At 66.9% G+C, this 20,515-nt stretch carries 19 protein-coding genes and 1 rRNA gene; 6 read left to right on the top strand and 14 right to left on the bottom strand.

The genetic code is table 11. The features are described 5' to 3' along the window. Positions 1-3: 3 nt before the first annotated feature. The 3 genes from KW835_RS08300 to KW835_RS08290 are packed head-to-tail and all read right to left on the bottom strand — an operon-like array spanning position 4 to position 1,899. A complete protein-coding gene (locus tag KW835_RS08300; protein ID WP_218381895.1) occupies positions 4-657 on the bottom strand; it encodes an HAD family phosphatase in 654 nt (217 codons plus the stop codon). A gap of 29 nt (positions 658-686) precedes the next feature. Next, a complete protein-coding gene (locus tag KW835_RS08295; RefSeq protein WP_218381894.1) occupies positions 687-1,148 on the bottom strand; it encodes a YchJ family protein in 462 nt (153 codons plus the stop codon). A gap of 43 nt (positions 1,149-1,191) precedes the next feature. Continuing rightward, on the bottom strand, positions 1,192-1,899 hold the full coding sequence (locus KW835_RS08290; protein ID WP_218381893.1) for a DUF4197 domain-containing protein: 708 nt from the start codon (positions 1,897-1,899) through the stop codon (positions 1,192-1,194). 125 nt (positions 1,900-2,024) lie between these two features. Here KW835_RS08290 and KW835_RS08285 point away from each other — a divergent pair, with 125 nt between their 5' ends. Together KW835_RS08285 and KW835_RS08280 are read left to right on the top strand one after the other, a co-directional pair. Then, complete coding sequence (locus tag KW835_RS08285) at positions 2,025-2,504, top strand: DUF421 domain-containing protein (RefSeq protein WP_218381892.1); 480 nt, start codon at positions 2,025-2,027, stop codon at positions 2,502-2,504. 151 nt (positions 2,505-2,655) lie between these two features. Beyond that, positions 2,656-3,813, top strand: coding sequence for a peptidoglycan-binding domain-containing protein (locus KW835_RS08280; RefSeq protein ID WP_218381891.1), 1,158 nt, complete (start codon positions 2,656-2,658; stop codon positions 3,811-3,813). A gap of 169 nt (positions 3,814-3,982) precedes the next feature. Here KW835_RS08280 and KW835_RS08275 read toward each other — a convergent pair whose 3' ends face one another. Continuing rightward, complete coding sequence (locus KW835_RS08275) at positions 3,983-5,062, bottom strand: hypothetical protein (protein WP_218381890.1); 1,080 nt, start codon at positions 5,060-5,062, stop codon at positions 3,983-3,985. 207 nt (positions 5,063-5,269) lie between these two features. On the opposite strand from KW835_RS08275, the gene KW835_RS08270 reads away from it, so the two are divergent. From KW835_RS08270 to KW835_RS08260, 3 genes are all read left to right on the top strand, one after another. Then, positions 5,270-5,920, top strand: a complete 651-nt coding sequence (locus tag KW835_RS08270; protein WP_218381889.1) for a response regulator transcription factor — start codon at positions 5,270-5,272, stop codon at positions 5,918-5,920. Continuing rightward, positions 5,920-8,481: an ATP-binding protein gene (locus KW835_RS08265; RefSeq protein ID WP_218381888.1), complete on the top strand. Its 2,562-nt coding sequence runs from the start codon at positions 5,920-5,922 to the stop codon at positions 8,479-8,481. Before KW835_RS08270 ends, KW835_RS08265 begins: the two co-directional genes overlap by 1 nt. A gap of 225 nt (positions 8,482-8,706) precedes the next feature. Beyond that, entirely contained in the window at positions 8,707-9,897 is a 1,191-nt protein-coding gene (locus KW835_RS08260; RefSeq protein WP_218381887.1) for a hypothetical protein, read from the top strand. A 16-nt stretch (positions 9,898-9,913) separates the two neighbouring features. On the opposite strand, the gene KW835_RS08255 is transcribed toward KW835_RS08260, so the two are convergent. The 9 genes from KW835_RS08255 to KW835_RS08215 form a co-directional block, all read right to left on the bottom strand. Further along, positions 9,914-11,044, bottom strand: a complete 1,131-nt coding sequence (locus KW835_RS08255; protein ID WP_218381886.1) for an acyl-CoA dehydrogenase family protein — start codon at positions 11,042-11,044, stop codon at positions 9,914-9,916. A 50-nt stretch (positions 11,045-11,094) separates the two neighbouring features. After that, complete coding sequence (locus KW835_RS08250; protein WP_218381885.1) at positions 11,095-11,763, bottom strand: SDR family oxidoreductase; 669 nt, start codon at positions 11,761-11,763, stop codon at positions 11,095-11,097. Between the two features lie 83 nt (positions 11,764-11,846). After that, positions 11,847-12,941, bottom strand: a complete 1,095-nt coding sequence (locus tag KW835_RS08245; RefSeq protein ID WP_218381884.1) for a DUF695 domain-containing protein — start codon at positions 12,939-12,941, stop codon at positions 11,847-11,849. Beyond that, complete coding sequence (locus KW835_RS08240) at positions 12,941-14,134, bottom strand: acetyl-CoA C-acyltransferase (protein WP_218381883.1); 1,194 nt, start codon at positions 14,132-14,134, stop codon at positions 12,941-12,943. Before KW835_RS08240 ends, KW835_RS08245 begins: the two co-directional genes overlap by 1 nt. A gap of 56 nt (positions 14,135-14,190) precedes the next feature. Further along, a complete protein-coding gene (gene aceK, locus KW835_RS08235; protein ID WP_218381882.1) occupies positions 14,191-16,014 on the bottom strand; it encodes a bifunctional isocitrate dehydrogenase kinase/phosphatase in 1,824 nt (607 codons plus the stop codon). A 33-nt stretch (positions 16,015-16,047) separates the two neighbouring features. Beyond that, on the bottom strand, positions 16,048-16,707 hold the full coding sequence (can, locus tag KW835_RS08230) for a carbonate dehydratase (RefSeq protein ID WP_218381881.1): 660 nt from the start codon (positions 16,705-16,707) through the stop codon (positions 16,048-16,050). 49 nt (positions 16,708-16,756) lie between these two features. Continuing rightward, complete coding sequence (locus KW835_RS08225; protein WP_218381880.1) at positions 16,757-17,947, bottom strand: isovaleryl-CoA dehydrogenase; 1,191 nt, start codon at positions 17,945-17,947, stop codon at positions 16,757-16,759. 183 nt (positions 17,948-18,130) lie between these two features. Next, a complete protein-coding gene (locus KW835_RS08220; RefSeq protein ID WP_218382141.1) occupies positions 18,131-18,586 on the bottom strand; it encodes a PaaI family thioesterase in 456 nt (151 codons plus the stop codon). Positions 18,587-18,635: 49 nt separating this feature from the next. Next, a complete protein-coding gene (locus tag KW835_RS08215) occupies positions 18,636-19,031 on the bottom strand; it encodes a MerR family DNA-binding transcriptional regulator (RefSeq protein ID WP_218381879.1) in 396 nt (131 codons plus the stop codon). 127 nt (positions 19,032-19,158) lie between these two features. On the opposite strand from KW835_RS08215, the gene KW835_RS08210 reads away from it, so the two are divergent. Continuing rightward, positions 19,159-20,256 carry an MBL fold metallo-hydrolase gene (locus KW835_RS08210; protein WP_218381878.1) on the top strand — a complete coding sequence of 366 codons (1,098 nt, stop codon included), beginning with the start codon at positions 19,159-19,161 and terminating at the stop codon, positions 20,254-20,256. 144 nt (positions 20,257-20,400) lie between these two features. Here the strand turns inward: KW835_RS08210 and rrf are convergent. Beyond that, a 5S ribosomal RNA gene (gene rrf, locus KW835_RS08205) occupies positions 20,401-20,513 on the bottom strand. Positions 20,514-20,515 lie beyond the last annotated feature (2 nt).

Raw genomic sequence — 20,515 nt, 5'->3', positions numbered from 1 at the left:
AACTCAGCAGCCCAGCAGCGCCGGAAGCTCTGCCATGCTGCGAAACACCTGCGTGGCGCCTGCGGCTCGCAACGCAGCGCCATCGCCCTGCGGCGCGTACCCGAACACTGCAGCGCCCGCGGCAACGCCTGCCCGCACGCCGATCGCCGAATCCTCCACCACGGCGCAGCGTGAGGGATCCACCTCCAGCGCGGCAGCGGCGGCCAGGTACACATCGGGCGCCGGCTTGGTTTGTGGCACTTCATGGCCACTGAAGACGCGGCCGTTGAAAAAACGCATGAGACCGACCTTGGTCAGCTGCATCTCCACCTTGAAGCGGTCGGCGCCCGAGGCGCATGCGATGCGTCCTCCATGGTGTGCGTGCACGCGTTCGATGGCCGAATGGATATGTTCGATGGCCAGCAGGCGGTGGTCCAGTTCGGCGTTGCGCCGCGCATAGAAGCTGGCCATCCATTCGTCAGTGAGAGGCTTGCCGGTCTCGGCTTCGATGCGGGCAGAGGCGCTGCGCACCGTGCGGCCGATGAAGTAATCCATGCACTCTTCGTGGGTGATGGCCCAGCCTGCTTCGTTGAGCATGTCGCGCAGCACGCCATTGGTGATGGGCTCGCTGTCCACCAGCACGCCGTCGCAGTCAAACAGGATTGCTTCAAATTTCATAGCTATGGGCGCTTTCACATCAAGCGCGATCAGTTGTTTTCGTTCAAAACCACTCGCTCGGCGGCTCGGGCGCCAGCACTGTCGCCATCCACGTAATACCAGCGGCCCTGCTCGCACACGAAGCGGCTGGTCTCGTGCAGGCGCACTGCCCGCCCGCCCACGCGGTAGCGGGCGACGAACTCCACCACGGCCCGGTCGTCCCCGGCCTGGTGCCTGCGCACGTCCAGGCCCAGCCACCTGGCGCCGGGCTCGAACTCGAGCGACGGCGGACGGGTGCTGGCATGCCATGTGGCTTGCAAATAGTCGCCGCGCTCCAGGACGAAGGCGGTGTAGCGCGAACGCATGAGGCTCTCGGCATCGGGTGCGGCAGCGTCGTCCCCGTGGTCGAGGTAGCGTCCGCAGCAGTCCGCATACGATAAGGCAGGGGCTTTGGCAGGCCTACCGGGCGTGGCCCGGATACGACCGCATGGGCAGGGGTCGGTCCGGTTCATGGGCAGGTGTCTCCAAGGCGCTGGCGGGAGCTCGGGGAGAGCTTCATTTCAGCGCTCCGAATACTTTCCTGGCGATGGCGCTGCCGGCGCTCGCCGGGTCCTGGCGTATGCGGCGCTCTTCCTCGCCGATCATGAAGTACAGGCCGTCGAGCGTCTTGCCGGTCACGTACTGCGCGAGGTTGGCCTCTTCGGGCTTGAGCAGGCCGAAGCCTGCGGCCTTGCCCGCGAACGCGTTGTACTTCTGCGTGAGGCCGACCTTTTCGGTGGCCTGGTTCACCACGGGCAAGAAGCGCTCGCCCAGCGGGGCGCGCGTCTTGTCGGCAAAGAACATCGTGACCGAGGTACTGCCGCCGGTGAGGATGTTCTTGGCGTCGGTCACCGTCATGCTTTGCACCGCACCGACCAGCAGGTCCTGGCCCATGGGCACGGCGGCTTCGGCGGCGCGGTTGATGGAGGTGACGAGCTCGTCGATGCGCTTGCCCTGGCCCAGGGACTTCATGACTTTGGCAGCATCGGCCAGGTAGCCCGGCAGGCCGATGCGCACCTGCGGGTTGCCCAGAAACCCGTCGGGCCGGCCCAGCAGTGCCACAGCAGCCTGCGCGCCCTGCGAGAGCGCTGCCTTGAGGCCGCCGGAGGCGTCTGCGCTGGTGAGGTCGGAGAGCGACAGGGCCAGCGCCCGCTGGTGGGCGGCCAGCAGCAGTAGCCCGCCCAGGGCGCCTGCGGTGGCGTGGTGGAACTGGCGACGCAGCATGTGGGGCTCTTTCGTGTTCGATGAGGGTGGAGGCGGACGGCTGACCGCAGATGCCGATTTTCACCCACGCGCGCACCGAAGAACCTGTTTACGATCTGGCGGCAAGGACAACAAGGAGTGGAGCGATGTGGACAACCAGCGTACCGTGGTGGGAGTTCGTGCTGCGCGGGGTGATCGTATATGTGTTCCTGCTGGTCTTTCTGCGCCTGACGGGCAAGCGGCAGACGGGCCAGTTCGCACCGTTCGACCTGATTTTGCTGCTCATTCTTTCGAATGCGGTGCAGAACTCGATGAATGCCGGCGACAACTCGCTCGTGGGCGGGCTCATTTCAGCCACCACGCTCATCGTCTGCCACGTCGTGCTGGCGCAGCTGACCTTCCGCTTCAAGCGGGTGGAGCGCCTGATCGACGGCACGCCGCAGGTGCTGGTGCAGGAAGGCCAGGTGAACAGCGCGCTGATGCGCAAGGAACTGCTGTCCGCTGACGACCTGGAGGCCGCCCTGCGCGCTGGTGGCTGCCTTCACCTGCATGAGGTGGAGCGTGCCACCATCGAGACCAATGGCCAGATCACGGTGGTGCTCCGGCGGCGGGACTCGCAGGGCTGAGGGACATTGGCCGCAGCGGTTGTGCGGAGATAGTTCACGCGGGAACCCTACCTCTGTGGGGTTGTCGCAGTTGGCGGGCACGGCGAAAGATCAGACCTTTCGGTCCTCTTCTTTTTCTCCACCTTGCTGCAGATCGCAGCCCGCCATGCCCATGACGATCTCTCCCCTGTCCGCCCGCGTGCAGCCCGTTGCCACGCGCTCCACGAACCGCAGCTTTCGCCGCAGCCCCACGCCGGCCCTGCGCCTGGGCGTCCTGGCCACTGCGGCCACCACCGCGGCCCTGCTGCTGAGCGGCTGCGAAACCACGAACATGCGCATGGGCAACGCCGAGGCCAAGACGATGGCCACGGGCAGTGCAGCAGGCGCAGCCACCACGGGCGCGAGCGATGCGCTGGAGCGTTGCGAAAGCCCGCTGGGCACCGTCTCACTCATCGAGAACCAGCAAGCCGGCTGGTACACCATCCTGCGCGAGCAATACCGCCTGCCTCCGACGGCCAACCTGCTGCGCCTGCTGGTGCAGCAGTCCAACTGCTTCGTGGTGGTGGAGCGCGGCGCAGCCGGCATGAACGCAATGACGCGTGAACGCGCGCTGATGCAGTCCGGCGAAATGCGGCAGGGCAGCCAGTTCGGCCAGGGGCAGATGGTGGCCTCGGACTACGGCCTGTCGCCCGAGATCGTGTTCCAGAACAACAACGCGGGAGGTGCCTCGGCATCCCTGGGCGGGCTGGTCGGCGGCCGCGCGGGCAGCCTGCTCGCGGCCATTGGCGGCAGCATGAACACCAAGGAGGCGAGCGCATTGCTCACCCTCATCGACAACCGCTCGGGCGTGCAGGTCGCGGCCTCGGAAGGCAGCGCTGCCAAGACCGACTTCGGCGCCATGGGGCAGCTGCTGGGCGGCTCGGGCGGGGCGCGCATGGGGGGCTACTCCAACACGGCGGAAGGCAAGGTGATTGCCGCAGCGTTCATGGATGCGTTCAACCAGATGGTGCAGTCGCTGCGCCACTACCGCGCCCAGACGGTGAAGGGCCAAGGCCTGGGCGGCGGCGGCCGCCTGGGCGTGGACGGCGCGGCACCGCCATCGCAAACCTCCGCGCCTCGCACGTCTGCCAGCGGCAGCGGTGCCGGCACGGGGCTGCTGTCGCTGCGCGACGCTCAGGCACGTCTCAATGAACTGGGCTACAACGCGGGCCTGCCCGACGGCGCCATGGGCGGCAAGACCACCGCAGCGCTGCGCGCGTACCAGAAGGACAAGGGCCTGGCCGCGTCGGGTCGGCTGGACGCGGCCACGGCCGCCGAGCTGGCGCGCTGACGCGCCGCGCTGGGACCCTCGCGGAACCGGCGCGTCCGATGCCGGGCGAACCAATGAAAAGCCCCGGGGCCTGGCGCTCCGGGGCTTTGTCGTTTGGTGCGGGCATGCAGGCCTGTTTCCAGGCCTTTTGCGGCCGCTCGCCAGCGGTTTGCAGCCGCTGGCCTGTCCGTCAGTTCTGCGTGTAGCAGAACCTGTTGGGGATGACGGTGTCGGCGTAGCTCTCCACGCTGGCAGGCGTCGGGAAAGCGGTGGGAACCTGGTCGCCGAAGATGCACAGCCGGCTCCCCTTGCGCGCCCAGACGGCGCGCGACGTCATGCCGGAAGGCTGGGTCCACAGCCCCCAGAACGCGGTCAGTGCGGCCGTGCTGCCGGTGCGGTCGAACGCCACGTTGCCCACGTCGGTCAAGGGGCCCGCCACCGTGCCCGCCCCCGTGCAGCTGGCGTCGCCGTAGGTGGCCACGCCGGTCTGTGCCGTCACCCGGCTGTCGCCCTGGCGCGTGATGCGCCACAGCGAGCGGCCCCAGGCGCCGGGCCGCACGGCCACACACAGCTCCTGCTTCCAGTCACCTTCGGGCAAGACCGCCGCCGTACCGCACGCCACCTCCACCGAGCCCACGTTCGCGGAACCCACGCTTCCCGCGCCGTTGCGCACGGTGCAGCTCTGGCCGGATGGCTGGGTGCGCACAGTCACCGCGTAGGCCGCCCCACCCGAGAGCGCGGTGCCGAACGTGAAGCCGCCGTTGCTGGACACCGACAGGTCGTCGCCACCCTTGTTCTGCAGCACCACGGTGCCGCCTGCCAGGCCCGACACCGACCCGCCCACGGTGTAGGTCGCGGCCGCCAGGTTCTCGCACCGCACCTGCACGCCAGTGACATTGGCCGTGGTCGTGCCTGTGCCGTCGGTCACCGTGCAGCGCTGCCCTGCGGGCTGGGTCTTGACCGTGACGGCATAGGCGATGCCGCTGTCCAGGCGGGTCACGAAGACGAAGCTGCCGTTGGCGTTCAGCGTCAGGTCATCCTTGCCGGTGTTCTGCAGCGTCAGCGTCTTTCCGGCGCCCAGGCCCACCACCGTGCCGCCGATGCTGAAGGCGCCGCCAATGGGCGGGGGCGTGCCCTGGTTGTTGTCGTCGTCACCGCCGCCACAGCCCGCCAGCAAGGCGGCCGCGAGGCCCAAGGGTGCCCAGCGGAAGGCTTGCCGTACGGATGGGCCGGTGCGCGGAACACCCGCTGCGCTTGCGTGTCGTGCCATGAAAGAAAACCTCGTGATCGTGAATGAAGGGCGGATTCTGCGCACCTCGCCATGGGCCGCGAAACCCTACGCTGGTAGGGTTTGCGTGCCATCCGTCCTGCCCAACACTTGGCAGAATTTGCCGATTGGCATGCCTTGGCGGTGCACTTGCCCTGCCCCACTGCCAACCGCAGGCTGCAGCAGCCCCGTCCACCCTCCGCCCACCACATGGCCCCGACATCCCCCTACGCGCTCATCCTGGACGATCACCCGCTGGTGGCCCACGGCATGGCCGAGTTCCTGCGTGCTCGCCTGCCGCAAATGGACGTGGTCGTGGCAGGCCGCGCGCAGGATTTTTTCAACGGGGTCGGGGTGCGGGGTACGCCGGCCATCGTGCTCATCGATTTCTGGCTGGCAGAGGGAGCGGCGCTGGAACTGATCGCCCAGGTGCGCCTCGACTGCCCCGACACCCCCATCGCCGTGATCAGCGGCGACGATGACCCCTCTGTGATGCACAAGGCCCGGCGGGCAGGCGCGCAGGGTTTCATCCACAAGAAGTCAGCGCCTGACACGTTCGGCCTGGCTGTGGAAGCCCTGCTGGGCGGGCAGACATGGTTCGAGCCGGCCTTGCCCGGGGTCGAGCCCCCGCGCAGCCGCGAACTGTCGGTGACGCCCGCCGAACTGGGGCTGTCGGTGCGCCAGGGCCAGATCCTTGCGCTGGTGCTGCAGGGCCTGCCCAACAAGCGCATTGCGTCGCAATTGGACATTGCAGAGAGCACCGTCAAGGAGCATGTGACAGGCATCCTGGAGCGGCTGAGCGTGCGCACGCGGATAGAGGCCATCACCCTGCTGCGCGGGCGGCGGCTGGAGCTGCCCTGATGCACCGGGTGCGGTCCCTGCTGCTGGCCAGTGCCATGTGCCTGCGGGTGGCCCTGCCCGCAGGTGCCCAGGCCCCGCTCCCGGACCTGGCGGAGCTCGACCGGCTGCAGACCCTGTCGCAGCGCAACAGCGCCGAGGCCTTGCAGGCCCTGCAGGCATCGGCGCCGCGCTTTGCCAACGCGGCCGATGCAGATACCCGGCGTACCTACCTGGCGGCGCTGACGGACGCCGCCTTCGAGACAGGGCAAGCTCCGGTGGTGGCGCAGGCCATTGCGCAGCTGAAGGACCTGGCGGCCGCGCGGAACGACGTTTCGGCCCAGGTGCTGGCTACCTGTTTCGAGGCACGGCAACTGGCCGTCGCAGGAAAGACGCGCGCCGGGCTGGACGCCCTGGCGCGCGAGGCAGCCGCTGCCGAGCAGACCCCCGACCTCTGGGTGCGCTGGCTCTACCACCTGACGCTGGGCGCGCTGCATAGCGGCAACGGCCAGTTCGAAGAGGCCATGACCCACGTGCTGCGCAGCCTGGAGCTGTCACGCACGCTGCCGCGCCAGGCGGCCACCGCCGAACTGCGCTCGCGCACCCACCTGGAACTGCTGCACTTCGACATGAAGAACCCTGACCGGGCGCTGCAGACGATCCGCGAGACGCTGCCGCTGGCCGAGCGCCTGGACGCCCGCCAGGCGCTGGGCTGGCTGCACCTGCACCGTGGCAATGTGGAGAACGTGCAGGGCAACCTTGACACCGCCGTCGCCGCGTACCGGCAGGCCCTGCAGATCGCCCGGGCGGGCGGGCTCACCGGGCTCAGGGCCACGGCACTGAACAACCTGGGCGATGTCCTGCTGCAGCGCAAGGCCTACGCCGAGGCCGAGCCCGTGATGCGCGAGGCCCTGGCCGCCTATCGCGACGCGCACGAGCTGAACGGGGCCGCGCTGGCGCAGGCCAACCTCGGCTTCGCGCTCATGGGCCAGGGCAGGGTCGCAGCGGGCGTGCACGAGGTGGAAGCCGGCATCCGGTTCGCGCAGGGGGCAGGCTCCCAGCCGCTGCAAGAGCAGCTCCTGGGCGAGCTGTCGCGCATGTACGAGCAAGCCGGCCTGTACCGGGAAGCCATCGAGACCACACGCAAGCAGCAGGCGCTGGCCAAGGACCTGTTCCACACCGAGCGCGACCAGGCCGTGGCGGCGCTGCAGGAGCGTTTCGACAGCGCAGAGCGGCAGCGCCAGATCGAGCAGCTCGCGCAGGCGAACCGCGTCCAGGATGCCGAGTTGCGCGTACGGCGCATGCAGCAGATCGGACTGGCCGCCGCGGTGGCGCTGGCCTTGCTGGCGGCCGGCGCGAGTTTCCGGCAATACAGGCGCACCCGCGCATCCAACCAGGCGCTGGCCGCGGCCCGTCGCCTGGCCGAGGACGCGCTGGCCGAAAAGAACCTGTTCCTTGCAACCGCCAGCCACGATCTGCGCCAGCCTGTCCATGCCATGTCGCTGATGGTCGAGGCCATCGGCCTGCGCAACAGCGACCCGGTCCTGCGGCCCTTGCTGGCCGACCTGTGCAACAGCATGCAGGCCATGAATCAGCTGTTCAACGCGCTGCTGGACCTCTCGCGCCTGGAGTCGGGCCAGCCGCTGGGCGCGAAGGGCGCGGTCGATCTGAATGCGCTGCTCGCCGACGTGGTGCGCCTGTTCCGTGAACAGGCCAGCATGAACGGCCTGGCCCTGCGGTTGCGGCTGCCGCGCGTCGGCGCCACCGTGTGGGCCGAGCCGGTACTGCTGCGCCAGGCGCTGGTGAATCTGGTGCAGAACGCGATCCGCTACACGCCGCAAGGCAAGGTCCTGGTGAGCGTTCGTTCGCGCGGGGACGACTGGCTGGTGGAGGTGCGGGACACCGGCATCGGCATCGCGGCCGCGGACCAGGACCAGGTCTTCAACCCCTACTACCGGGGCGACAGGGGGGCAGACCAGGCGGGCCGCATGGGCGACGCCGGCCACGGCCTGGGTCTGGCTGTGGTGGCCCGCTGCGCCGAGCAGATGGGCGCCACCTACGGCCTGCAGTCGCGCACGGGCCGGGGCTCGCGCTTCTGGCTGCGGCTGCCGGCCCAGGCTGCCGCGGCAGCGGCCGGGCCATCCACCCCTGCTGCCGCGCATCCGGACGCAACCGCAGTCCACACGCTGCAGGGCCGCTGCCTGGTGCTGGACGACGACCGGCAGGTGCTCAAGGCCTGGCGCGCCATGCTCGATGCGTGGGGCGTGACCGCTGCGTACGCGACCACGGCGGCCGAAGCCCATGCCTGGCTCGACGACGGCTTCGAGCCGGACGCCATCTTCTGCGACCAGCGGCTGCGCACAGGCGATAGCGGCTTTGACGTGCTGCGCTCGCTGCTGGCACGTCACCCCGCCGCGCGTGGCGCCATGGTCAGCGGCGAGTTCGAGGCCCCCGCCCTGCGGGAGGCCGAGGACGAGGGCTACCTGGTGCTGCGCAAGCCGGTGAACCCCGCAGAGCTGCACGCGGTGCTCGCACGGTGGCTGGAGCGCAGCGAAAATCGGCAAAAACAGCCTTCAGCCCTTTAGCAGAAAGCGCCGATAGCTTCACTTTTGATAGCAATCCAATGAATTCCTGCAAACGCAGGAACCGCGATAGCCCATGGTCGAGCGCGATGATTCGTGCAGAGGATCCCTGGCACCGGCAATCCAGCACGGCAGTCCGGCTGTCCGGACAACGGCGGTGCGCGGTCGCAATTCCTGCACAGTGAGGCCCCGCACGAGTCGCCATGTCGGCGCAGACGGAGCCGCGCGTTGAACACAGCCCCAAACGAACACCCACCAAGCCACAAACCCCGTTGGCTGTACCAGGCCCAGGACGCCAGCGGGCAGCCCACCGAAGGATTCGTCCACGCCGCCACGGCCGAAGAAGCCTTGCAGGCGATCGCAGCGCAACAGCCGCCCCTCACCCACGTCCGGCTGCACACGTCCAGCCTGCATGCGCGGGCGATGACCGAGATGCTGGACGACGTGCTGGGACCGCTGGACGTGAAAGCCCTGCGCCAGCTCGCACGCGACCAGATCGAAAACCTGGAGAGCCCGGGCGCCTGGACGACCTTGCGCCAGCTGCTGCGCAACAACCGTGGATGGCTGCTGGCCTGTGCTGCCCTGGTCGCGCTGGCGGTGTGGCTCGACTGGGGCCCGTGGGTGGTGGGCGGGCTGGTCGCGGTGCTGCTGGTGCCCTTTGCGCTGTTTGCCTACATGCACCGGTTCCAGCGCATGTACCAGGATGTGCTGCATGCACACGCCACGGGAGACCAGCAGCGCCTGCGCTCGCTGGCGGAGCAATTGGCCCGCGCTGCGCAGCGGCACAAGTTTCTCGTGCAGCCGGCCTGGGACGCGGCCGTGCGCGTGGCCTGGTTCGAAGCGCGCACCGACGGCGCCGAGGCGGCCACCTTGCGGCTGCGCGTCCACCCTCTGCGGCCTGCGGACGACACCGAGTTCCTGGCGCGCACCTACACCCTGCCCCTGGCCACCGGCGACCACGCAGGGTTCATCGCACGCCTGCGCGAACTGCTGGCGCAACGCCCTGGCGAGCCCACGCTGCAGATGGACCTGGCGCTGGGCGAGGCCCGCGCCGGCCACTCCGAAGAGGCCACGCGGCTGCTGGATGCCCTGCAGCCCGAACTGCTGCCGCCCCACGGGCAGGCCTTCATCGACTGGGTGCGGGGCATGGTGGCGCTGCGCGACCCGGCGCTTGCCGGTGATGCGGCGCGGCACCTGGGCAGTGCGTGCGAACAGTTCCTGAGCCTGGTGCGCAGGGCACCCGGCGCCTGGCCTTCACTGGCCGTGTGCACCTGCGACTATGCCCTGGCGCTGGCCTGGACAGGGCACGCCAGGCAAGCGCAGGAGGCGTTTGCCGGCGTGCAGCCTGTGGCCCGCCACCATGCCGAGCCCGAGCGCCTGGCCATGCTCGAGCGTGAGCTGCGCAAGGCTGCGCGATGAAGCCGCCGAAGGCTGCCTATGCCAGCGCGCGCTGAATGATGATCTTCTGCACGTCGCTCGTGCCTTCATAGATCTGGCACACCCGCACGTCGCGGTAGATGCGCTCCACCGGGAAGTCGTTCACCACGCCGTAGCCGCCCAGGGTCTGGATGGCGGCACTGCACACGCGTTCGGCCATCTCGCTGGCAAAGAGCTTGGCCATGGCGGCCTCCTTCAGGCAGGGCTTGCCGGCGTCGCGCAGGGCCGCGGCGTGCCAGATGAGCTGGCGGGCGGCCTCGATCTGGGTGGCGCAGTCGGCCAGCCGAAAGCCCACGGCCTGGTGGTTGAAGATGGCGGTGCCGAAGCTCTCGCGCTCTTTGGAATACGCGAGCGCCGCGTCGAACGCGCTGCGCGCCATGCCCACGCTTTGGGCGGCGATGCCGATGCGGCCGCCTTCGAGCGCGCCCAGGGCGATCTTGTAGCCCTCGCCCTCGGCGCCGATGAGGTTCTCGGCAGGGATGCGGCAGTTGTCGAAGTTGATCTGCGCGGTGTCGCTGGAATGCTGTCCCAGCTTGTCTTCGAGCCGCGCGACGACATAGCCGGGGCTGCTGGTGGGCACGAGGAAGGCGCTCATGCCCTTCTTGCCCGCGCCCTTGTCGGTGACGGCGATGACGATGGCCACCTGGCCGTTCTTGCCGCTGGTGATGAACTGTTTGACGCCGTTGATCACGTATTCATCGCCCTGCTTCACCGCCGTGGTGCGCAGTGCGGACGCGTCGGACCCCACATGCGGCTCGGTCAGGCAGAAGGCGCCCAGCATCTCGCCGCGTGCCAGCGGCGTGAGCCAGTCGCGCTTTTGCTGGGCGTTGCCGTAGCGCATGAGGATGGCGTTGACGGGGCAGTTGGTCACGCTGATGGCGGTGCTGGTGCCGCCGTCGCCGGCGGCGATCTCTTCGAGCACCAGCGCGAGCGTGAGGTAGTCGAGGTTGGCGCCGCCGAACTCCTCGGGCACGCAGATGCCATAGGCGCCGAGGGCGGCCAGGCCCTGGTGCACATCCTTGGGGAAGTGGTGCTCCTTGTCCCAGCGGGCGGCGTGGGGCCAGATCTGTTCCTGGGCAAAGTCGCGCACCGCGTCGCGAATCATTTCCTGGTCTTGGGTCAACAGCATGGGGTGTCTCCGGGTCTTTGAGTTTATGGATGGGTTGGCAGGTAGGGGGGTTACCAGTGGCTGGCGCGGCGCCCGTCGTGGTGCAGCAGGCGGCCCTTGTCGGCCGGGCACAGGCCTGCCACGGTGTTGCGCATGCCGCGCACGCTGTCCTGCACCGTCAGCGGGGCGTTGCCGCCGCCCATGTCGGTCTGTACCCAGCCGGGGTCGATGGTGATGAGGGTGGCATCGGGATAGTCGTGCTGCGCCGCGGCCACGGCCATGTTGAGCGCAGCCTTGCTGGTGCGGTACAGCCACGATCCGCTGTCGGGCACCCCTTCGATCTGCGACATGGACGACGACAGGAACGCGAACACGCCGCGCGTGTCGGCCACCAGGGGCGCGACCTGGGGGATGGTCTGCATGGCGCCCAGGACGTTGGCGTGCATGACCGCGTCGAAGTCCTCTTGCGTGGGCGGCGTGGTGGCATTGGGGCGGCGGATGACTCCCGCCACGTACCAGGCCAGGTCGATCTTCTCGCCATCGAGCTGCCAGGCCAGCGCGCTCACGCTGGCGGGGTTGGCGACGTCGATGGTGAGCACATCGGCGCCCAGGTCCTGCACACGCTCGCGCCCTGCGCCGTCGCGCACGGTTGCGATCACGCGGCGGCCGGCGTCGGTGTACTGGCGCACCAGCTCCAGGCCGATGCCACGCGAGGCGCCGATGATGAGGATGGACTTCATTTGAAGGACCTTTCGAGCCGCTACCGCTTGATGATCAAGCGCGAGCAGCTATGAAAAATGGAGCACTCGCAGCAAAGGCGCTGCTACAGGTGGATGGCGAACTCGAAGTAGCCGGACCATGTGGGTTCGAAGCGCACGCTCCACTCCAGCGATGCGGCTTCGTCGCGCAGCAGCAGCGGGGCCAGCGCCTGGCGCGCCATCTGCTCGTCGCCCACGTAGTACACGGCCTGGCGGCGCCCGGCGCGGGTCAGGATGTAGGCCAGGATGCCCAGTTGCGGCAGCTCCAGCAGCGTGGCGGCCTGCTCCTGCAGTGATTGCACGACGGCCAGCTCTTGGGAGTTGCCGACAGCCAGGTCCAGCACCAGGGCGGTGGCCAGGTCTGCGCGCATCGCCACGGGGTTGGCGCTGCGGTTGACCATGACGATGGCGGTATCGCCGCAGCCTCGGCCTTCGCTGTCGCTCTCGTCACGGTCGCCGCCAGCTCGGCCCGCGCCGTCGTCGTCCCGGTCGCGGTTACCGAAGGTGATCGTCATGCCGCCCCAGTCGTGTTCGCCTTGGGGGAAATCTCCGGTACGGCCCAGCTCGTGGGTCCAGTAGCGGTCGAACACCGCGGGCAGCTGGCTCAGCGGGGTCCACTGCGCCTGCGGGTCGTAGGAGCCGTCGACGAAGTCCACGCCACCGACCTTCACCGCAAAGTCGTACTCGCCCAGCACATGGTCGAGCATGATGAATGCCATGTTGCGCGCGTGGTCCTGGTAGTCGCTCGGAATCTCGCGGCCGAAGCGGATCTCCAGCGCCGCTTGCCCGTCGTCGCGACTGCAGGCCACGAGCACATCGGAGGTTTCCAGCTCGAAGCCTTCCATTCCGATGGGAAAGTCGGGCTGCGTGGTGCGCTCGCGAAACGCCCGCAGCCGGTAGTGTGCGAGCGGCGGCGCTGCGGCCACCCATTGCATCAGCAGCGGGAACCGGTCGATGCTGCCGTGCGCGGTGGCGATGAGGTCCACCACGGCATCGTCGTCGCCGCCGGACATCTCCAGCGCCAGCCCCTCCAGGTGGCGCTCGAGGATGGTGTTGGCCTCTTCCACGCGGTCGCGCAGTGGCAGCGCCTGCAGCGTGTGCTGCGCTGCGGTGAACTCGTTCCAGAACGCCGCGATCTCAGGCGATGCAGACGCTGCCATCAGACCAGTTCCAGCGCCACGGCCGTGGCCTCGCCGCCGCCGATGCACAGCGTGGCCAGGCCTTTGGTGAGGCCGCGTGCCTTGAGGGCATACATCAGCGTGACCATGATGCGGGCGCCGCTCGCTCCGATGGGGTGGCCCAGGGCGCAGGCGCCGCCGTTGACGTTGACCTTGTCGTGCGGCAGGTCGAGCTCCTTCATCAGCGCCATGGGGACCACGGCGAAGGCCTCGTTGATTTCCCACAGCTGCACGTCGCCGACCTGCCAGCCCGCCTTGGCCAGCGCCTTCTGCGTGGCGCCCAGCGGTGCGGTGGCAAACCATTCGGGCTCTTGCGCATGCGTGGCGTGGCTCACGATGCGGGCCAGGGGCTGCGCGCCGAGCTTCTTCGCAGTCGATTCGCGCATCATCACCAGCGCGGCCGCGCCGTCGTTGATGCTGGAGCTGGACGCGGCGGTGATGGTGCCGTCCTTCTTGAAAGCGGGCTTGAGGGTCGCGATCTTCTCAAGCTTGACCTTGCCCGGGCCTTCGTCCGTCGACACCACGGTCTCGCCCGCACGGGTCTTGACGGTCACAGGAACGATCTCGGCTGCGAATGCGCCGGACTCGGTGGCGGCCTTGGCGCGCTGCACGCTGGCGGTGGCAAAGGCGTCCTGCTGCTCGCGGGTGAACTGGTACTTGGCGGCGCAGTCTTCACCGAAGGTTCCCATCGATCGGCCGGCCTCGTAGGCATCTTCCAGACCGTCGAGCATCATGTGATCGAAGATGCGGTCGTGGCCCAGGCGGTAGCCGCCACGGCCCTTCTGCAGCAGGTAGGGGGCGTTGGTCATGCTCTCCATCCCGCCGGCCACCATCACGTCGTGCGTGCCGGCCAGCAGCATGTCGTGCGCCATCATCGCGGCCTTCATGCCGGAGCCGCACATCTTGGACAGCGTGACTGCGCCAGCGCCCTTGGGCAGGCCGCCCTTGAAGGCAGCCTGCCGCGCGGGCGCCTGGCCCTGGCCGGCCATCAGGCAATTGCCGAAGAGCACTTCGCCCACGGCATCGGGCGATACCTTGGCGCGCTCCAGCGCGGCCTTGATGGCGGTGCCGCCCAGGTCGTGCGCTGCCAGGCTGGCAAAGTCGCCCTGCAGCGACCCCATGGGGGTGCGCGCTGCGCCGACGATGACGATGGGGTCGTGCTGGGGTGTGGTCATGGCGATGGTCTCCGGGTTGATGTATCGGTGGGTTTGAAGAAACGAAAAGTGTGAAGTCAGTGCGTTCGGGAAGCGCTGTGCAACGGGGCGCCATTCACGAAGCGCCGGTCGCTGTCGTAGGGGAAGACGTCGAGCATGTGCCCAGCCTGGATGCGCTCCTTGTGCGACTGCCAGAACGCGGCATCGAGCAGGTCCGCGTGGTGCTTCATGAAAACCTCGCGCACGGCGTCGTTGCCCAGCAGGAAGGGGCCGAAGGTCTCCGGAAACACGTCGCGCGGGCCGACGCTGTACCAGACCTCGCCGCTCATCTCCTCTTCCTCGTTGCGCGCAGCGGGCACGCGGCGGAATTGGCAGTCGGTGAGGTATTCGATCTCGTCGTAGTCGTAGAACACGACCTTGCCGTTGCGGGTGACGCCAAAGTTCTTCCAGAGCATGTCGCCGGGGAAGATGTTGGCGGCCACCAGGTCCTTGATGGCATTGCCGTATTCGATCACGCTGCGCTCCATCCGCTGATGGGCACGCGGGTCGGACAGGCCCGCGTCGAACGCTTCCTGCAGGTAGATGTTGAGCGGCACCATGCGGCGCTCGATGTACAGGTGCTTGATGATGACCTCGGTCTGGCCGTCGCCGTCGCGGTCGCTGATCTCGAGCTGGCTGGGGGCGAATTTCTCGATCTCGGCGATGAGCGCATCGTCGAAGCGGTCGCGCGGGAAGGCGACCTCGCTGTATTCGAGCGTGTCGGCCATGCGGCCCACGCGGTCGTGTTGCTTGACCAGCAGGTACTTGCCCTTGACCTGCTCGCGCGTGGTTTCCTTCTGGTGCGGGAAGTAGTCCTTGATGAGCTTGAACACGAAGGGAAAGCTCGGCAGGTCGAAAACCAGCATCACCATGCCCTTGATGCCCGGAGCGATGCGGAACTTGTCGCTGGAGTGCTTGAGGTGCGAGAGGAAGTCGCGATAGAACAGCGTCTTGCCCTGCTTGGCCAGTCCCAGGGCGTTGTAGATTTCGGCGCGGGGCTTGCGCGGCATGAGGCTGCGCAGGAACTGCACGTAGGCGCTGGGGATCTCCATGTCGACCATGAAGTACGCCCGCGCAAAGCTGAAGAGCGCGAGCAGGTCGTCCTCGCCGAACAGCGCGGCGTCGATGGCGAGCTTGCCCGATTCAGTGTGCAGGATGGGCAGCGCGAACGGCACTTCGCTGAAGCCGTTGATGATCTTGCCCACCACGTACGCGCCCTTGTTGCGATAGAACAGGCTGGCCAGCACCTGGATCTGGAAGTTGGCGCGCAGCGTCATGTGCGCTATGCGCGGCTCGATGGCGGCCAGCACATGGGCGGTGTCGCGCGCGAGGTCTTCGAACTCGCGCTGCAGCCGGAAGTTGTCGATGACGGCCTGCAGCGTGCCGTGCAGGTTGCTGCGCGAGGGGTAGTACGCGCGGTAGGTGGGCAAGGCCGCGGGCTCGTCGTTCTCTATGTACTCGGTGCTGACGGCCGGGCGCACGAAGATGAAGTCGTTGTGAAAGTGCGTGCGGTGCAGTATCTTGGTGGTGACCGAGTTGAAGAAGGTCTCGGCCAGCTCGGGCTGGTGGTGGTTGACCAGCAGGCCGATGTAGTGGAGCTTGATCTGGTGCCACACGTCCATGGGCTGGGAGCCCGCGCCGAACTCCTTTTCAAGCCGGCGCACGCACTCCTTCACGCGCAGGTCGTAAAACTCGATGCGCTCGCGCTGGGCCCGCTGCTGGCCTGGCCAGTCGGCCGTCTCGAAGCGGTGCTTGGCGCGTGCGGACTCGGTGCGAAACAGCCGGTAGTGGCGGTTGAAGCCGTCCATCATCGCCTTGGCGATGCCGTAGGCCTCTGGGGCATCGAGCCGCTGGGGAAACATGGCGCGCCTGAGCGGGACAGCGAAAAGACAGGCCTACTCGCGACGCGTGGCAGCAACGCCCGCGATGGCGGCCTTGTACAGCGACTCCAGGCCTTCGGTACTGTCCACCGTCATGTGCAGGTTGTTGATCAGGCCGTCCTTGAGGCCGTAGCACCAGCCGTGCAGCGTGACCTTTTGCCCGCGTCCCCAGGCGTCGAGCATCACCGTGGTCTGCGCGACGTTGACGACCTGCTCGATGGCGTTGAGCTCGCACAGCACGTCGTGGCGCCACTCGGGCGCGATGGAAGCGATCAACTCGCGGTGACGGTCGCGCACGTCCGCCACGTGACGGATCCAGTTGTCGGCCAGGCCGACGCGGATACCTTCGAGTGCAGCCAACACGCCACCGCAGCCATAGTGGCCCACGACCATGAGGTGCTCGATGCGCAACTGGTCGACGGCGTACTGAATGGTGGACAGGCAGTTGAGATCCGTGGGCACCACCACATTGGCCACGTTGCGGTGCACGAAGACTTCACCGGGCTCCAGACCCGTGATCTGGTTGGCCGGCACGCGGCTGTCCGAGCAGCCCACCCACATGTACTTTGGCTTTTGCTGGGCCAGCAGGCCGGTGAAGAAGCCGGGGCGCTCGCGCTCCATCTGGGCGGCCCAGGCGCGGTTGTGTACGAAGAGGTCGTCGATGGAGGTGGTCATGGGGTCCTTGAAGTCAACGTGCCGCCACAATGCGGCTGGGGCGGCGGGCTCAGCAGGTCTCGGCGAACAGTTCGCGGCCGATCAGCATGCGGCGGATCTCGCTCGTGCCGGCGCCGATCTCGTAGAGTTTCGCATCCCGCCACAGGCGGCCCAGGGGGTACTCGTTGATATATCCGTTGCCGCCGTAGATCTGCACGCCTTCGCCGGCCATCCAGGTGGCTTTTTCGGCGCACCACAGGATGACGCTGGCGCAGTCCTTGCGCACCTGGCGCACGTGCTCGGTGCCCAGCATGTCGAGGTTCTTGGCCACGGTGTAGGCGAACGAGCGACCGGCCTGCAGCACGGTGTACATGTCGGCCACCTTGCCCTGGATGAGCTGGAACTCGCCGATGCTCTGGCCGAACTGTTTGCGGTCGTGAATGTATGGGATCACGTTGTCCATGACGGACTGCATGATGCCCAGCGGGCCGCCGGTGAGCACCGCTCGCTCGTAGTCCAGGCCGCTCATCAGGACTTTGGCGCCCTGGTTGAGGCCGCCGAGCACGTTGGCAGCTGGCACTTCGACATTGTTGAACACCAGCTCACCCGTGTGGCTGCCGCGCATGCCCAGCTTGTCGAGCTTTTGCGCGATGCTGAAGCCCGGCATCCCCTTCTCGATCAGGAATGCGGTGACGCCGCGCGCGCCGAGTTCTGGTTCTGTCTTGGCATAGACCACCAGTGTGTCGGCGTCCGGGCCATTGGTGATCCACATCTTGTTGCCATTGAGCAGGTAGTAACCGCCCTTGTCTTCCGCCTTGAGCTTCATGCTGATGACGTCGGAGCCGGCGCCCGGCTCGCTCATGGCCAGGGCGCCCACGTGTTCGCCGCTGATGAGCTTGGGCAGGTACTTGGCTTTCTGGGCGTCGCTGCCGTTGCGGTTGATCTGGTTCACGCACAGGTTGCTGTGCGCACCGTAGGACAGCCCGACCGAGGCGCTGGCGCGGGAGATTTCTTCCATCGCCACCATGTGCGCCAGGTAGCCCATGGCGGCACCGCCGTGCTGCTCAGGCACGGTGATGCCGAGCACGCCCAGGTCACCCATCTTGCGCCACAGGTCCATGGGGAACTGGTCGCTGCGGTCGATCTCGGCGGCACGTGGGGCGATTTCCGCCTGGGCAAAGTCGCGCACGGCGTCTCGCAGGGCGTCGATGTCCTCGCCCAACTGGAAGTTCAGGCCGGGAAGGTTGGCTGGAATGCTCATGGTTTGTCTCCTGATAGGAAGTAGTTGGTGTCAATGGGGGGTATGGCGATCTCAGTGGCGCCTGGGACAGCCGGTACCGAGCCGGGGGTGCGGCGCTGTGCTTGGGTCCTCTGGCAACCCTCAGTGCCGGCACGCGCAGCGAGAGAGGTCCAAGGCGCGCACGGAGTCAGGACGCGTGTCATTTCAGCCCTGGATGTTGTCGCGGCCCGATACAGCCATCAGCGTGCAGCCCATGGTGGCAATCAGCTTTTCTTGGCTGTCATCAATCGCGAAGGCCCGCCCCTCGCACACCGTAATGGTGCGGCCGGGCTTGATCACTCGGCCTTCCATTCGAAAGCGTTGGCCCTTGGCGGGCGCCAGCAGATTGATCTTGAATTCGATCGTGAGCACCGCTGCGTCGGGCGCCATCAGCGAAAAGCCGGCATAGCCGCAGGCCGAATCCAGCGCTGTGGCAACCATGCCGGCATGCAGGAATCCGTGCTGCTGTGTGAGCCCGCAAGCCCAGTCGAGCACGATGTCCACCGCCCCTGGAGCCACGAGGCCCAAGCGCGCGCCCAAGGTCTGCATGGCACCCTGCCGCGCAAAGCTATCGGTGACACGGGTTGCATATTCTGCGCAGCGGGGCTCGAAAGTGCTCATGTGCACGGGCGGTCTCCTGATTTACGTTTACGTAAACGTCAATTATGGATCATTTTTGTTTTTCGAGCTTGAGCAGCAGAGCCCGCGCATCGTCCTCGTGGTCCTGCACTTCTTCGAGGTTGGCTTTCAGGTCCGCCATCTGCTCTTCGAGCTGCTTGCGGTGAACGACCAGTACGTCGAGGAATTTGCGCAGTTGCACGCCTGTGTCACGCGGGCTGTCGTAGAGGTCGATGATCTCCTTGGCCTCCGTCAGCGACAGGCCCAGCCGTTTGGCCCGCAGCGTCAGCCGAAGGCGTGTGCGGTCCCGCGCGCTGTAGACGCGGTTGCGACCCGCAGCACCTGTGCGCTCGGGTTGTAGCAGCCCCATGTCTTCGTAGAACCGGATGGCACGCGTGGTGAGGTCGAACTCTCTGGCGAGATCGCTGATGCTGTAGGTGTTGGCCATGGTGCTCGTGGTGTGCAGTTCAGGCTTTTCCCCGAGGAGACAGCCCATTGGCCGCCAATCCCTACAATGCCTGAATCAATGCATGACGTTTACGTTAACGTCAATGCTAACCCATCCCATCGCTGCCATGAATCCTCTCGAACACCAAATCCACTACCCTTTGGGTGACACGATGCCCGGCGAAGGCGGCGTGCTGGAGGTCGCGCCGGGCGTCCGCTGGATACGGATGGGGCTGCCCTTTGCGCTGGATCACATCAATCTCTGGCTCCTGCGCGACCGGCAACGCGACGTCCATGGAAACCTGGTCGACGGATGGACGGTGGTGGACTGTTGCATCGACAGCCCCGGCACCCGGGCGCAGTGGGAGCAGGTCTTTGCCACCGGCCTAGACGGGTTGCCCGTGTTGCGCGTGATCGTGACGCACATGCACCCCGACCACATCGGCCTGGCGCATTGGATCTGCAAGCGCTGGCAGGTTCAACTGTGGATCAGTGCCACGGACTACAACGTGGCGAGGATCGCTGTGTACGACCGCGACGGCGGCGGGGGTGAAGCCAATGCAGATTTCTATGCGCTCCACGGCATGAAGGACAAGGAATTTCTGCAGCATGTCCGCGCGCGCGTGTCTTACTTCCCCACTTTGGTCCCCGCGCTCCCACCCACATTCCGCAGGCTACTCGATGGGGGGACTGTAGAAATCGGCGGGCGAGCGTGGCAATGCGTCGGTGGATATGGCCATGCTCCCGAGCACATCGCCTTGCATTGTCAGGAACTGGGCGTATTGCTGAGCGGTGACATGGTGTTGCCGCGCATTTCAACGAATGTGAGCGTGCATTCCACGGAGCCCGAGGCGGACTCTCTGCGCTTGTTTTTGACGTCGCTGCGCAGGTATACGGAATTGCCTTCGAACACACTCGTGCTCCCATCGCATGGCAAACCTTTCAACGGGTTGCACCAACGAATCCAGCAACTGGAAGATCATCACCGGGATCGCCTCAAGGACATCATGGATGCCGGCGCTGCAGACGCCCTGTCAGCAGCTGACATCCTCCCCATTCTGTTCAAGCGCCCGTTGGACGCCCACCAGATGACTTTTGCCATGGGAGAAGCCTTGGCCCATTTGCACTATCTCTGGTTCGGTGGGCAGATGGATCGCCTGCTGGACTCTGAGGGTGTGCACAAATTCAGGCGAGGCTCACTGAATGGAGCCGGGGTGATGGGATAGCAGCTGAGCAGCACGAGTGAGTGCATGCAAGGACGCATACCGCGAGGGGCCGATAGAGGATCGAGTGGGGCAGTTGGATATGCGTGATCCAAAGCAAAACGCCCTTCTACTCAAGGGAGCAGAAGGGCGGTTTGGGCTGTAAGAGCCTGACGATGACCTACTTTCACACGGGAACCCGCACTATCATCGGCGCAAAGTCGTTTCACTGTCCTGTTCGGGATGGGAAGGAGTGGTACCAACTTGCTATGGTCATCAGGCA

Origin of the sequence: Acidovorax sp. sic0104 (genome assembly GCF_019219095.1) — a bacterium.
Taxonomy (GTDB): domain Bacteria; phylum Pseudomonadota; class Gammaproteobacteria; order Burkholderiales; family Burkholderiaceae_C; genus Acidovorax.
This window is presented reverse-complemented; position numbering and strand designations above follow the sequence as displayed.